12 protein-coding genes and 1 pseudogene are annotated in these 14,493 nt (G+C 68.7%); 7 read left to right on the plus strand and 6 right to left on the minus strand.

Annotated elements, in window-relative coordinates:
- Positions 1-83: 83 nt before the first annotated feature.
- The 3 genes from SSP29_RS31560 to SSP29_RS31570 all read right to left on the minus strand — a co-directional run bounded on the left by SSP29_RS31560 (position 84) and on the right by SSP29_RS31570 (position 3,420).
- The gene (locus SSP29_RS31560) at positions 84-1,211 is read right to left on the minus strand and encodes an MBL fold metallo-hydrolase (RefSeq protein ID WP_245883309.1); all 1,128 of its coding nucleotides are present in this window, start codon (positions 1,209-1,211) and stop codon (positions 84-86) included.
- Between the two features lie 264 nt (positions 1,212-1,475).
- The gene (locus SSP29_RS31565; RefSeq protein WP_089104266.1) at positions 1,476-2,495 is read right to left on the minus strand and encodes an aldo/keto reductase; all 1,020 of its coding nucleotides are present in this window, start codon (positions 2,493-2,495) and stop codon (positions 1,476-1,478) included.
- A 28-nt stretch (positions 2,496-2,523) separates the two neighbouring features.
- Positions 2,524-3,420, minus strand: a complete 897-nt coding sequence (locus SSP29_RS31570; RefSeq protein WP_089104267.1) for a helix-turn-helix transcriptional regulator — start codon at positions 3,418-3,420, stop codon at positions 2,524-2,526.
- Positions 3,421-3,768: 348 nt separating this feature from the next.
- Between SSP29_RS31570 and SSP29_RS31575 the strand changes: the two genes are divergently transcribed.
- Together SSP29_RS31575 and SSP29_RS31580 are read left to right on the plus strand one after the other, a co-directional pair.
- On the plus strand, positions 3,769-4,653 hold the full coding sequence (locus SSP29_RS31575) for an aldo/keto reductase (RefSeq protein WP_089104268.1): 885 nt from the start codon (positions 3,769-3,771) through the stop codon (positions 4,651-4,653).
- Positions 4,634-4,900: a hypothetical protein gene (locus SSP29_RS31580; RefSeq protein WP_089104269.1), complete on the plus strand. Its 267-nt coding sequence runs from the start codon at positions 4,634-4,636 to the stop codon at positions 4,898-4,900. The genes SSP29_RS31575 and SSP29_RS31580 overlap by 20 nt, the downstream gene beginning before the upstream one ends.
- A gap of 368 nt (positions 4,901-5,268) precedes the next feature.
- Here SSP29_RS31580 and SSP29_RS61330 read toward each other — a convergent pair whose 3' ends face one another.
- Positions 5,269-5,589 carry a hypothetical protein gene (locus SSP29_RS61330; RefSeq protein ID WP_368669269.1) on the minus strand — a complete coding sequence of 107 codons (321 nt, stop codon included), beginning with the start codon at positions 5,587-5,589 and terminating at the stop codon, positions 5,269-5,271.
- Between the two features lie 25 nt (positions 5,590-5,614).
- Between SSP29_RS61330 and SSP29_RS61335 the strand changes: the two genes are divergently transcribed.
- The 5 genes from SSP29_RS61335 (at position 5,615) to SSP29_RS31605 (ending at position 12,370) form a co-directional block, all read left to right on the plus strand.
- A complete protein-coding gene (locus SSP29_RS61335) occupies positions 5,615-6,157 on the plus strand; it encodes a CAP domain-containing protein (protein ID WP_368669270.1) in 543 nt (180 codons plus the stop codon).
- 1,107 nt (positions 6,158-7,264) lie between these two features.
- A complete protein-coding gene (locus SSP29_RS31590; protein ID WP_150135275.1) occupies positions 7,265-9,583 on the plus strand; it encodes a SpoIIE family protein phosphatase in 2,319 nt (772 codons plus the stop codon).
- A 625-nt stretch (positions 9,584-10,208) separates the two neighbouring features.
- Entirely contained in the window at positions 10,209-10,601 is a 393-nt protein-coding gene (locus SSP29_RS31595; protein ID WP_089104272.1) for a hypothetical protein, read from the plus strand.
- Between the two features lie 5 nt (positions 10,602-10,606).
- Complete coding sequence (locus SSP29_RS31600) at positions 10,607-11,275, plus strand: nucleotidyl transferase AbiEii/AbiGii toxin family protein (protein ID WP_174856026.1); 669 nt, start codon at positions 10,607-10,609, stop codon at positions 11,273-11,275.
- A gap of 477 nt (positions 11,276-11,752) precedes the next feature.
- The gene (locus tag SSP29_RS31605) at positions 11,753-12,370 is read left to right on the plus strand and encodes a LamG domain-containing protein (RefSeq protein ID WP_167450043.1); all 618 of its coding nucleotides are present in this window, start codon (positions 11,753-11,755) and stop codon (positions 12,368-12,370) included.
- 514 nt (positions 12,371-12,884) lie between these two features.
- Here the strand turns inward: SSP29_RS31605 and SSP29_RS56755 are convergent.
- Both SSP29_RS56755 and SSP29_RS31615 read right to left on the minus strand, forming a co-directional pair.
- Positions 12,885-13,042, minus strand: a pseudogene (locus SSP29_RS56755) (IS5/IS1182 family transposase); the annotation flags it as partial.
- 397 nt (positions 13,043-13,439) lie between these two features.
- The gene (locus tag SSP29_RS31615) at positions 13,440-14,447 is read right to left on the minus strand and encodes a hypothetical protein (RefSeq protein ID WP_145968973.1); all 1,008 of its coding nucleotides are present in this window, start codon (positions 14,445-14,447) and stop codon (positions 13,440-13,442) included.
- Positions 14,448-14,493: the final 46 nt, after the last annotated feature.

The raw sequence follows: 14,493 nt of genomic DNA on the forward strand, positions 1-14,493 counted from the left end.
CCGGGTGGTTGTCCGCAGGGAAATCGTCGGGGACCGCATACGGCCCCGCGCCTGCGTGTGTTCCTCGTCGCGGGCGACACCGGTCAGGGGGTCGCCCCCCGTCGGCGCACGGCGAAGTGCGTCAGGTCCGAACCCAGCAGCATGCGGCCGCCGTAGTCGGCGTCGCGCGCGCTGTCGGACAGCAGACGACGCCAGGTGGTGTCGCTGACCGCGGTCTGCTGTCCGGGGCTGAGGTGGGTGGCCACGAGCGTACGGGCGTCCGCCTCGGCTGCGACGCGGCCGAGTCGGGCCACGTCGGTGTGGCCGGCCAGGATGTGGTCGATCAGGGTCTGCGGCAGCCCGAGGCCGGCCAGCCCGTCGGGGTGGAGCGCCTCGTGCACCAGCACGTCCGCGCCACGGGCGAGCGTCACGACGTTCGGCGTGGGAGTGGTGTCGCCGGAGAAGACGACGCTGCCGTGGTCGGTGTCGAAGCGGTAGGCGTACGCGGGGAACACAGCACCGTGCGGGACCAGGACCGCGGAGACCTTGAGGTCGTCGTTCTCCATGACGGTGAAGGGCCGCATGGCCGGTGCCGTGCGGGCCGCCGAGGCCTGGGTGCCGGCGGGAGGCAGTACGTCGTGGACGTTCAGCAGGGCACCCGGGTCGGTACCCGTGTGCTCGGCCATGAAGAAGGTGGGGGAAGCCGCGTACGCCTGCCCCGCCAGCCGGGTCATCCCGACCGTTCCCGGCAGTGGCCCGGGAGCACCCGTGACGGTGGAGGACATGCCGGCCGGACCGGGGCCGTACACGTCGATGGGCTCCTGGAAGCCCTGCGAGCCCGAGGCGCCGGCCGCCAGCATGGGGAAGGCGTAGTAGTCGACGATGTGGTCGGCGTGCAGATGGGTGAGGAAGATGCCGGCCAGCGAGGGCATCGAGAGCCCTGCACGCAGGTACTGGGTGACCGCTCCGCGTCCGCAGTCGACCACGTAGGTGCGGCCGTTGACGACGACCGCGGAGGAAATGCCGTACCGGGTCGCGAGCGGCGGGGGCCCGCCGTTGGTCCCCAGCAAGGTCAGCGAGAGACCGCTTCCGGAACTGCTCGGCGCTGTCACCTGCGTGGCGGCCGAAGCCCGTTCAGCGCTCAGCAGCGGTACCGCGACGGCGGAGGCCGATGCGGCCACCGCGCCCAGCAGCCTTCGGCGGGACGGGTACGCGTCCGGGGAATCGCTCATCGACTCACACATGGCGGAACATTCCTTCGTGCGGCTCGAATGGTGCGCTGCCACAGTCGCCACCGGGAGCTGTACGGTCCAGAGTCCGATGCGCAGCATGAGGTTGCGCAGCACGACGGCTGCTCCGCTTGCCCCGAGCCGCCACGGGGTCCGGCGCAGTCCGTGCCGGCCCCGGCCGCCCTCAGATGAACGCCTGATCGCTGTCCTTGCGCACGCCCCAGCCGTACCGGCCTCGACCGCCCGTGACCTGCCGTGCTGCGCGCCTCACCGCCGCCGCTGGTCGGCGCGCAGCTCGAAGTCGCCGTAGCTGTTGTCGACCGGGTTGACCGTGACGCCGGGTGCGACGATCTCGTCGATGGCGTCGAGCACGTCGGCCGACAGCGTGACATCGGCGGCGGGCAGGAACGCCTCCAGCTGTTCCATGGTGCGGGGCCCGATGATCGCCGAGGTGACGCCGGGGTGGTTGACGACGAAGGCGACGGCGAGCTCGATGAGCGTGAGACCGGCCTTCTCCGCCAGGACGGCGAGTTGTTCGACGGCGTCGAGCTTGCGCTGGTTGGCGGGGGTACTCATGTCGAAGCGGGCCTGGGGGCGGGCCGCGGAGGCGGGCCCCTCGGTGGCGTGCTTGCGGTAGCGGCCGGAGAGCCAGCCTCCGGAGAGCGGACTGTACGTGAGGGTGCCCATGCCGTGGCGGCGCACGGTGGGAAGCACGTCCTCCTCGATACCGCGGACCAGGATCGAGTACGGCGGCTGTTCGGTCACGAACCGCTCCAGGTTCCGCTCGCGCGAGACCCACTGGGCCTCGACGATCTGGGAGCCGGAGTAGGACGAGGATCCGATGTAACGGACCTTGCCCTGGTGGACGAGGTCGGAGAGGGCGCCGAGGGTCTCCGAGACGTCGGTGTCCGGGCTGGGGCGGTGGACCTGGTAGAGGTCGATGTGGTCGGTGCCGAGCCGGCGCAGGGAGTTCTCGACCTCGCGGATGATCCAACGCCGCGAGCCGCCCCGCTGGTTGGGGTCGTCCCGGTCCATCGGCATGAAGAACTTGGTCGCCAGGAACACGTCCTCGCGGCGGCCCTTGAGGGCCTTGCCGACGATCTCCTCCGAGACACCGGCGGAGTACACGTCCGCGGTGTCGACGAAGTTGATCCCCGCGTCGAGGGCGCGGTGGATGATCCGGATCGAGTCGGCTTCGTCCTCGTTGCCCCAGGGGCCGAACATCATCGCGCCCAGGCAGAGCGGGCTGACCTGGACACCGGTGCGGCCGAGCGGTCGGTACTGCATGAAACGGTTCTCCTCGATCGTGTGGCGGTCAGTCGTGCACAGTGGGGGCGACGGTGCCGGAACCGGCCCAGCTGGCGAGCAGGCCCAGGGCCTCCCGCTCCCGGGAGTCCGGTTCCGGGGTGTAGAAGTTGAGGCGCAGGCCGGGATCGGCCGGCAGGTCCATCGCCTCGTAGGGCAACGCGAGATCACCGACCAGCGGGTGGTGGAGGTTCTTGACGCCGGAGCGGTGGAACTTCACGTCATGGCGGGCCCACCTGCGGACGAAGTCGTCGCTCTTGGTCGTCAGTTCTCCGATCAGATCGGTGAGCGCCTTGTCGTGGGGCGCCCGGCCCGTCTCGGTGCGCAGGAAGGCGACCGCGTCGTCGGCGCCCTTTTCCCAGTCCGTCCAGAACTCCCGGCTGGCGGGGTCGAGGAACATGAAGCGGGCGCTGTTGACCGGACCGCGCCGGGCGAACAGCGGCGAGTCGAAGACGGGTGCGTACAGCGCCCGTCCCAGCGTGTTGGCGGCCAGGATGTCGAAGCGCGCGTTGCGTACGTACGCCGGCACGTCGGTCATCGAGTCGAGCAGCCGCAGGATCGTGGGGCGCACGCGGGACGCGGTCACCGTGGGCCGTCGCCCCGACGGCGTCGCCGCGCGGGCGAGGTCGTAGAGGTGGGTGCGTTCGGCCTCGTCCAGCTGGAGCGCTTGCGCGAGGGAGTCGAGCACCGAGTCCGAAGCGCCGGTGAGATTCCCGCGCTCCAGCCGGATGTAGTAGTCCACGCTCATGCCCGCGAGCAGGGCGACCTCCTCGCGGCGGAGGCCGGCGACACGGCGGTTCCCGCCGTAGACCGGCAGCCCGGCCTGCTCGGGGGTGATCCGGGCCCGCCGGGTGCTCAGGAACTCGCGGACCTCGGCCGCCGGAGTCTTCCTGCCGGTGTCAGCCATGCTCGGGCCCCGGAGTTTCTGCGGTGGCAGCGAGGGCGGACATGCGGTGGCTCCTTCTGGTCGTCGTGTCCTGATCGTCGTGCTTCCTGTGCCGGTCTCCTCACGGTAGATCCGTCGGCAGGTGCCTGCGAGGTACTGCCATTACCTGGAAGAGCAGTGACTCCCACCTGCGGGCCGAGGCGCGGTTCCCTGGAGAGGGCGGAGGTCCCGGCCGACCGCGACCGGGCCCGCACCGGAGACCGATCTGTCCGAAGGAGCACCGTGCGCACAGCGCCTCTGCCGGGCACCGGCGACGTCCGCACCGGGCGTACAGCCGGCCCGGGCCGGCCATACCGAAAGGTTCGTGTGATGCAGACCCTCACCCTCAACAACGGCGTCGAGATGCCCGCCCTCGGACTCGGCGTCTTCCAGACCCCGCCGGACGAGACCCGGGCCGCCGTCACGGCCGCGCTCGACCTCGGCTACCGGCACATCGACACCGCCGCCGCGTACGGCAACGAACGCGAGGTCGGCCGGGCCATCCGCGAATCCGCCGTACCCCGCGAGGAGATCTTCGTCGAGACGAAGATCTGGATCAGCGACTACGGGTACGACGAGACCCTGCACGGCTTCGACAAGAGCGCCGCCAAGCTGGGCGTCGACCGCATCGACCTGCTCATCCTGCACCAGGCCCTCCCGTCGGACTTCGACAGGACCCTCGCCGCCTACCGCGCCCTGGAGAAGCTCCTGGCCGACGGCAGGGTCCGGGCCATCGGCGTCAGCAATTTCATGGTCGACCACCTGACCGCGCTGCTCGACGCCACCGCCGTCGTCCCCGCTGTCAACCAGCTGGAGATCCACCCCTACTTCCAGCAGGCCGCCGTCCTCGGCTTCGACGACCAGCACGGCATCCTCAACCAGGCGTGGTCCCCCATCGGCGGCATCACCTTCTACCCGGGCTACGGCGAGAACCGCAGCAGTGTCCTGGAGGACTCCGTCGTCACCGGCATCGCCGAGGCGCACGGCAAGAGTCCCGCCCAGGTGCTGCTCCGCTGGGGCCTGCAGCACGGCCGCTCCGTGATCCCCAAGTCGACCAAGCGCCGGCGCATCGCCGAGAACATCGACGTCTTCGACTTCGAGCTGACCGCAGACGAGCTGAAGGCCCTCGACGCCCTGGAGACCGGCCGCCGCGGCGGCCCCGAGCCGGAGAACGTCACCCTCGCCGCCTACGGCCGTGCCATCCCCGAAGCCTGACACCACCTTCAGCCCGCTCGTCCCCGGCCACGAGATCGTCGGCCGGGTGATCGTGTTCGGCTCCGAGGTCACCCGCCGCCAGGTCGACGACTGCCTCAAGGGCCACACCCTGGTCTTCGGCAGCCCCGACCCCGTCGAACCGGGCGCCCACACTCAGGGCGGCCACTCCGAGGCGATCGTCGCCCCCCTCCGCACTCCGACCCGCGGCATCCAGGTCAGGAAAGAACCGGAATGCATGATTCCGTGACAACTATCACAGCAGATCCGGCACCTAGGCGTGCCGGATAGTAGAGGCCGCTCTCACGACATATGGGATTTGTCCGTCCTGGGGCGCGCATGCGCCACGCCTGGATTCACGGCTCTCCGCCCGCGAGCCATCTTCATCCGTTCCGCGCGCACGCAGGGATCCTGACGGGGCGACAGAATTCCGCACAGACCCCGGGAAACGAACCAGCGCGCCCCACTCCCATGGCAAGGGCCGCCCGAGCCTACGAAGCGAGCTAGTACCGAGGCCCTTTGCGCTCCATGTGAAGACGTCCTAAGAATGACGACCCGCAGGACGACGCCGCAGCTCAGGAGCGGGTTACGCATGGGTAGACATCGTAAGAACACGCATTACCGGCGGATAGTCATCGCTGCCGTCGCCGTGGGCACCGTGGGCATACCGTCCGCCGCCATGGCCTGTACCAACTGGCCCGGCAGCGGCGGACAGCGGTCCGACAGCGCCGAGAGCAGCGCAGCGAAGGACTCGTGGACCACGACGGGCTGGTGGAACAACGCGAACTGGGGCCGCCCCTGGGACGCCGGCCAGACCGCCGAGCCCTCGCGGACGACATCGGCGACGCCGAGCGCCACGAAGACGCCGAGCGCCTCCGCGAGCGCCACGAAGACGCCGAGCGCCTCCGCGAGCGCCACGAAGGCACCGAGCGCCCCCAAGGCTTCTCACTCCCCTGCGAGCGCCGTGAAGACCACCGCGCCGAGGCCGAAGGCCACAGCGCCCTGGCACACCGTACGGACCACCGCTCCCAAGCCCAGCATCACCGCGTCGCCCAGCACCCCGAAGGCCACCACCACCGCTTCCGCGGCCCCCAAGCCGTCGAGCACCCCGAAGGCCACCGCCACGGCGTCCGGAGTCGTCGCTCGCATCCTGGAACTCGTCAATGCCGAGCGCAGCAAGGTCGGCTGTTCGGCCCTGACCCTGAACACGACCCTGTCCAAGGTCGCGCAGGCACACAGCGAGGACATGGCGCTTCACCAGAACATGTCGCACGTCGGGTCCGACGGCTCCTCCCCCGGAGACCGGCTCACCAGTGCCGGGTACACCTGGAGCGCCTACGGCGAGAACGTGGCCTACGGTTACGCCTCCCCCGAGCAGGTCATGGCAGGCTGGATGGCCAGCCCCGGCCACAAGGCCAACATCCTCAACTGCACGTTCAAGGAGATCGGCGTCGGTCTCGCACAGCCCAACAGCTACTGGACCCAGGACTTCGGCACCGCCCGTTGAGCGGGTGCCGCCTGCCGTCACCGCAGTTCTCCGCCGAGTCGCCTCCGACAGGCCCATGACCTGTCAGCGGCACGAGACGGCGTCCTCCCACGCCGAGGCGCGGGGGACGCCCCATGGCGAGAATCGCCGGCTCCTTGCCGGAGGGGACGCGGTCGAAGCGGGAGCGACGCTGGGCACGACAGGTGAACGCCGTGTCGTACACGAGCGCGCGGGAGTACACCGGGCGTTCGCCGAGCTGCCGGGAAGGAGCGACTTCGGCATCCGGCCGCACCTCGCCGCCCACCGACTCGACGCTCGGCATGCCGATCCACGCAACCTCGGCCAGGACCAGCTCGCGGATGCGCGGACGTAACGGTCCGCCAGATCGAGGAGACGAGTCGGCGTATCAACGGGGCTATAGGCTCGGCACGGAGACACCGAACACACTCCTCGTGCCGCCCCCGGGCGTCCCCGCCGGGCCGCTCCGCTTCACCGATCCTCAGTCACTGGCCGGCTCCCGGCGGGCATCCGCCACCGGCCGTGCACGCGGCGGGCGTTACGGCGGCAGCACGGCCCACAACGCCCGCAACGCACATCATGCGCACGCGCAAAATCGCAGGTCAGGAGCCCTTACCGACCGGCTCAAGGATCGCGACACACTCAACATGGTGCGTCATCGGAAAGATGTCACGTGGCCGACCGTTAGAAAAACATCCAGGTCAGGGCCCATTTTCCCGCACCGAAGACGGACTCCGAAACGGCTGGAGCGTCAAACGAGCGTCACGGTCGATCGAGCGCGTCACCTATGCATTTCAGGCCACCAGCCGCTGCCCGACCCGAAGGCGCTACGCAGAAGCCGGCAGGTGCGACCCAGCATTTGGCAGCAAGCCGGTGCGCCTTCCGCCACTGGGCGTTGACGCGTACGGCCAGGCTCGCGGGGCCCGACGATATGCCGCCGAAGACCTATCGCATTGCCCCCCTCGATTCCGCCAGACAGCAACGACGTCCGGTCGCAAACAGGCGAGTACGGCCCTATCGGGGCCAGTAAGCGGCAGGCCGAGGCGGGCGTGACCGGGATGCGCTGGGATGGACCGATTCACCGCAACCTGACAGTCAGTTGGGGCCGCCATGAGCGACACGGTCACGTCAGAGCCGACAGACGGGGCAGGAGCTGCCCAGCGGGCCCACCGCCGACGCGGTACCCCGAGCCGAACGAGCGAGCCCGGAGCGGCCGAGGACCGGTTCCGGGGACTGCTGGAAGCGGCTCCCGACGCGATGGTCATCGTGGACGACACCGGAACCATCAAGCTCGTCAACGCCCAGACCGAGACCCTCTTCGGCTACCACCGCGACGAACTCCTCGACCGTCCCGTCGAGATCCTCATCCCCGGCCGGTTCCGCGACCAGCACGCCACCCACCGCGACGACTACGCCACCACCCGTCAGGTGCGTCCCATGGGCGCCGGACTGGAACTGCACGGACTGCGCAAGGACGGCACCGAGTTCCCCGTCGAGATCAGCCTCAGCCCACTGGAAACCACCGACGGCCTCCTCGTCTCCGCCGCCGTACGCGACGTCAGCGAACGAAAGGCCGCCGAAGAAAGGTTCCGGGCGCTGCTGGAAGCGGCCCCCGACGCGATGGTCATCGTGGACGACACCGGAACCATCACCCTCGTCAACGCCCAGACCGAAGCCCTCTTCGGCTACCGGCGCGACGAACTCCTCGGCCGCCAGGTCGAGTTGCTGGTGCCCCAACGGTTCCAGGTCAACCACACCCGGCATCGCGACGGATACACCACCAACCGTCAGGTGCGTCCCATGGGCGCCGGACTGGAACTGCACGGACTGCGCAAGGACGGCACCGAGTTCCCCGTCGAGATCAGCCTCAGCCCACTGGAAACCACCGACGGCCTCCTCGTCTCCGCCGCCGTACGCGACGTCAGCGAACGAAAAGCCGCCGAGGCGCGGATCACCGAGCTCGCCGCGCTGGTGGAGTCCTCCCAGGACGCGATCCTCGCCAAGACCCTCGACGGCCGCATCACCTACTGGAACACCGCCGCCCAGCGCCTGTACGGCTACTCGGCCGAGGAAGCCATCGGGCAGCACGTGTCCATGCTGGCACCGCCGGAACGCAAGGACGAGATCACCCACTTGCTGGAGCGGCTGAGACAGGACGAGAAGATCGAGCATTTCGAAACCCTCCGGGTCACCAGTACCGGCGCCCTGCTCGATGTCGATGTCACCCTGTGGCCGACCCGGGACACCTCCGGAACCGTCATCGGCGCCTGCGCCATCGTCCGCGACATCAGCGACCGAAAGCGCGCGGAGGCCGAACTCACCGAGTTGTACCGGCAGCAGCAGCACATCGCCCTCACCCTGCAGCGCAGCCTCATGGGCACCCCGCCCGCCATCCCCGGCCTGGCCGCCGCCAGCCGCTACCGGCCCGCCACCCAGGGCGCCGGCGTGGGCGGCGACTGGTTCGACCTCATCCCGCTCGGCGCCGGCCGGGTCGGGGTCCTCATCGGCGACGTGATGGGCCGCGGTCTGGAGGCGGCGTCCGTCATGGGCCAGCTGCGCTCCGCCGCCCACGCCCTGGCCAAGACCGCCATGCAGCCCCGCCAGCTGATGCAGGCCCTGGACGCGGTCGTCGCCGACCTCGACGTCCCCGACCAGCTCGTCACCTGCTGCTACCTCGTCATCGCTCCGGACTCCGGATCCGTCACCGTGTGCTCCGCCGGTCATCTGCCCACCCTCGTCACCGATCCCGAAGGCGGCTGCCGCAGACTTCCCGCGCCGGTGAACGCGCCTCTCGGCGTCGGCGACATCCTCTACCAGCAGTCCAGCTCGGCCATCCCGCCCGGCGCCACGCTCGTGCTGTACACCGACGGAATGGTCGAGACTCCCGGCAGTGACATCGAGCACCAGATCGACAAACTCACCGCAGCCCTCGACGACGCCTTCACCCACACCAGCAGCCTCGACGCCGCTGCCGACCACGTCCTCACCGCGCTGCTGCCCGATGCCGAGGGCCACGACGACGACGTCACCCTGCTACTGACCCAGATCCCCGCCGCCCCGCTGGACACCGCCCGTACAGAACTGCCGGCCACCGCCTCCGCGGTGTCCGCGGGCCGTTCCTTCGTGGTCGAGACCCTTGCCACCTGGGACTGCACCGAACGGACCGACGACGCGCGACTGCTGGTCTCCGAGATCCTCACCAACGCCGTCCAACACGCGGAAGGTCCTGTCGTCCTCCGCCTCCGCCGCAGCGCCTCCGAGTTCGCCGTCGAGATCAGCGACCTCAGCCCACACCTGCCCCAACCGCGTCTGGCCGCCCACGACGACGAATCCGGGCGCGGTCTCGTCCTCGTCGACACCCTCGCCGACACCTGGGGCGTCCGCCCCGACGAACGCGGGAAGACCACCTGGTTCACCCTCAGGCTGTGACCGGCAGGACCCCCAGCGTCTGGCGCCTGCACGGCCGGCTTCGGCAGCGGGCTACAGCATCTGGGCGGCCGCTGCGGCCAGGCGCGCGAGCACAGGACGCGGCTCGTCCGTCCACGGCACCCGGTTCATGCCGGTGGATGGAGACGAAACCGGCGCTCTGCGTCCTCTGGCCTGTCTACGACGGCACGCCGATACCCGCCGCCTCGGGAGGACCCAGTGGGCGTCGCCCTCGCATCCGCGACAGATTCAAGCACTACACCGCACTCCACACGGTGTACCCGCCCAGCACTCCGAAGGAGGTCGAACAGACCTATCAGATCCACGAAGGCGCAGGTCAGAGGCCCCTCGCTACAGGTTCCAGGATCGCCACGCACTCCACATGATGCGTCATCGGAAAGATGTCGGCCTGAGCGGATCCCAGAAAAGCCCTGTTCAGAGCCATTTTCTCGACTCATCACCCTTCATGCAGACACCCGGAGCGTCAAACGAGCGTCAAGGCCGAGAGTCCGTCCTGCCCAGGGCTGAGCAGACTGCAGCAACCAGTTCACCGGGGATCCGCCCCCGCTCCGGACGTCAGCTCGCACATCATGCCCCTCGCAACGTCTCCGGCCGCCATAATGGAGTCATGCCCTCCAGCACACAGCACCCCGCACCCGCCCCGAGGGACATCTCGGGCGCGGACGCCGAGGACCTCGCGCTGTACCGGGAGAAGTTCCGCCGCCGTCTGCCGGAGTCGCTGGACGAGCTGCACGGGCCGACCCGCGGTGTCGTGGATCTGCCGCTGCACATGGCCTGGTCCGGGATGACCTCATACGACCTGGGCAAGCCGCGCCAGCGTATGGGCTTGTACCGCACCGTCCTGCACGAGGGCCTGCACGACGACCTGCCCCGCTACCTCAACCAGGACCTGCTCCTCCAGCTGTGGCCGGTGCTGCGCACCCTCGTCGGCCGCACCGTGCGCGCCGTATGGGAAGACGCTTTCCCCCAGCTCGCCTCCCGCACCCGGGCAGCCGCGTGACGGACATGCCGGAGCTGCACACGCGGCTCCTGGCGGATGTGATCGCGCTCGGCTCCCCGTATCCCCTGGTCCTCACCGGTGGATATGCCGTGCGGGCGCACCGCCTCGTGAACCGCCCCAGCCAGGACCTCGACGTCGCCACCGAGAACCCGGCGCCCATGGCCGACATCGCGACCACGCTCCGCGCCGGCCTGGAAGCCCGCGGCTGGAAGGTGCACGCGCTGGAGACCGCCCCGCTGTCCGCCCGCTTCACCGTGACCGACCCGGCCACCGGGCAGGAATGCGAAGTCGACATCCTCAAGGAGATCTTCTGGCGGCCGATCGCCCAGAGCCCGTACGGGCCCGTCCTCGCGGAGGAGGACGTGATCGGGACCAAGGTCCGCGCGCTCGCCGACCGCGGAGCGCCCCGCGATCTGATCGACGTGTTCGCGGCCTCCCGCCACTGGACCAATGCCGAGCTTGAGGAGTTCGGCCGCCGCCACGCCCGCGGTCGCTTCGAGCGCGAGGATCTGCAGTCGAACCTCACGGGCGCCGAATGGACAGACGACGAAGCCTTCGCCGCCTATGGGCTCGATGACGCCACCATCACCGCTCTCCGCTCCTGGGCCGTGGAGTGGGCCGACGACCTCGCGACCCGTCTCCTCGAAGAGGCCGATAATCCGGACATCGACTGATCACGCCGGACTGGGGCATCTCCACCACTCTGACCTCCCTCACCCCCTGCGACGGCTTCACCGGCGGCGGCGCCGCACCCAACGACCCCTGCACCAGCACCGTCGACGGCAACCGCACCGACGTCAACGGCTGGCTCGACGACATGGACCTCGGCAGCCCCTGGTCCCCCCACCGGTCTACTACGCCGACTTCGACACCACCCTCGCCGTACCCGACACCAGCAAGGGCGAGGACAAACTTTCCACGGCCGCGGACACCGGCGACCACGTCAACCTCACCAACTCCGGATACGCCGCCGAAACCCTCGCCATCCTCTCCCCCACGACACCTGGGCCCTCAACGACGGCGACGGATTCACCATCGCCAACGACACCGCCCCCACCGACACCCCCTACACCGTCAACGACACCACCGGCGTCGGCAGCAACACCGTCGCCCTCAACGGCACCACCACCTGGACCAACGACCCCACGCCCGTGGGGAAACCCTCGCCTTCGACAGCACCACCGGCTACGCCGCCGGCAGCGGCCAGGCGCTCAACACCACCGGCAGCTACTCCGTCGCCGCGTGGGTGCAACTCTCCTCACTGCCCAACCGCAGCGCCACCGTCGCCGCCCAGGACGGCACCGAGAGCAGCCCCCTACTACCTCCCATACGACTGCACAGACACCAGTAGCCCACAGTGGGCCTTCACCTTTGCCAACACCGACACAGCCAACCCGGACCTCACAGCCGGCGACTCGACAACAGCAGCCACCGCCAACACCTGGACCCACCTGGTCGGCACCTACGACGCCACCACGAAAACCGCCCAGCTCTACCTCAACGGCAGCCTCGCCGCCACCGCCACAGGTGTCACCTCCTGGAACGCCGCCAACGCCTTCACCATCGGCCGCAGCCTCCACAACGGCACCAACAACGACTTCTTCCCCGGCCTGATTAGCACCGTCCAGGCATGGAACTACGCACTCACCCCCAAACCAGGTCACCGCCCTCTACCATCAAATCCCCTGGCCCCTCCCGCCACGGGTGCCCCGAGCCGACAGCCAGGAGCACCCACGGCAACGAGCCACATGGGCCACAAGTCCTGCTGAGCCCGCTGCTCGTCCTGCCCGACCTGGAGGCCGCCATCCGGAGTCGGCATCTCCGGAAGCCGGTTCAAGAGGCCGATCGCCCGCACGTCGCCACCAGCGAGCTGCCACCAGCTCACTTCATCCGAAATGCCACGTAAACCTGCAAGACGGCGTTCCAGAGCATCCGGCGAGAGGTCACGAGATTGTCACGCACTTCAGGTGATGCCTCATCACCCTCGCGTCGGCGACAGGTTCAAGCAGTACATCGCACTCCACAGTCCACCCGCTCGGCGGTCCAAGGAGGACGAGGAAACCTATCGAATCCCTGAACGCACCGGTCAGACGGTTTTCGCCACAGGCTCCAGGATCACGACGCTCTCCACGTGCGAGGTTATCGGAACCGTGTACGACTCCATGCCGCCAAAGAAGCCGCAGGTCAAACGATACTTATGGCCTCTCCACCGTGAAATTTCGGGGCTGGAGCGTTAAATGAGCGTCACGCGAGCCTGCCACACCACCCACAAAGTGAGGCTCTTCAGCACTGACGCTCCAGGGTGAGGACGGCGGCAGTGATTGACGTATTCAATTCGGGCTGTACCGGGCTTTGCGGAAGATGCGCCAGGACTTCAGGCCGGCCACGCCTCGCTCCACCGGTGCCAGTGCTGCGGAGAGTGCGCGGTTGACCGGGAGCTCTGGGTTCGCGGCCGGGTGGGCGCCTGACCGGTGGTAATCGATGACCCGACGGCCGTCGTGTAGGCGGGGGCAGTACCAAGGGCGATGCCAAAGCCGGCCGCGATCTGCGCGCCGGGGCAGGTACATCATCGTCGGCGGGCGACCAGGATCCTTCGGGCATGACCACTTCGTGGGAATCGAAATCGGCTGACCTCCAGCCGCTTTTGAAGGCCAGCGACGGCGGGATGCCGGCTGCCCTGCGTTCAGAGGTCGTCGCCAGTGGCGGCCTGGCGGAGCCTCCGGGGTGTCGGAACGGCCAAGGGCCACGGCGAGGAAGCGCCCGATGGTTGGTGGCGACTGCCGCCTTGTGGCCCTGACGCTGTCCCAACTCGGTTCCGAGGAAGCCAGCACGGATTATTCAGGAGCGTACCTGAACCGTGTTGGTGTTCTGGTCGGGCACACGGACCTGGCGTGCAGTGCGACGCGGCGACAAGGGCATTTTATTACTGTCCGGGTCGGCTGATTCGTGCTGCACCTCGGTGAATCTGCGGGCCGAGCCAGCGCGGACGACTTCGGGCATACGCTCGTTGGGTCGGAAGTACGCCATCTCCCAGACCCCGTCAGAGATCCATAGATTCCAGGTCTTGAGCAGCAGCCCCAACTGAAGTGAGCTGACAGTGTTGCCGCGCCGTGGGCGAGCCGGATGCTGAAAGTATCGGCGGACGACCCATCTGGGGTCGGCTGTGTCCAGGTGGGCTCCGGACACCAGTCCTCGGAAGAAGTCGTCTGCCTGCGAGGTGCTCCCGCCGTCCCGGTGGACCAGGTACGCGCATGCCAGTGATGCTGCGGGGGCGGAGTACACGCCGCTCTTCAGGGCGGTCATCAGTGGCAGGAAGTCCGGAAGGTCGAGGTACTCCGACTGGAAGAACCGTACGATCTCGGCATTGGTGTAGACGACCGACCGCCACGCGGGCCAGGCAACGTTCTTGCGTTCGGCGTCGTAGAGTCGCAGCAGCCGGACGGTCGAGGAGATGTCCTTGCGGTGCCGCTCGACGCCCACCAGGGACAGTGCGGTGGCGGCGGAGCGCGCCTTGCCGCAGTCCATAGTGGTGGCCGTCTGGTGTGGAAGGTCTCGGGCGATAAGGAAGCTGCGGGGCGTCTTGCTGATGATTACCGCTTCAAGGCGGTGCTGTCCCTGGATTGCGGCTCCATGACCGCACAGAGAGAGGACGTCGGGGTTGTAGTCGTCCCAGCGTCCGTTGCACATGTCACGAGCAAGTCGCCGGGCGTGAGAGGAATCCAGCTTGCGCGGATTGCAGCCGTGCAAGCGGGTCTTCTCAAGGATTTCGGCCGCCGCAGCAGGGGTGATGATCTCACGCACCGGCAAGGGGAGCGGTGCAGAGGAAGACATGCTCTCGTCGTTCATGTCAGACTCCGATGGATACGAGACAGGGGCGATTGAGTGGCGTTTC

Origin of the sequence: Streptomyces hyaluromycini (genome assembly GCF_002217755.1) — a bacterium.
Taxonomy (GTDB): Bacteria; Actinomycetota; Actinomycetes; order Streptomycetales; family Streptomycetaceae; genus Streptomyces; species Streptomyces hyaluromycini.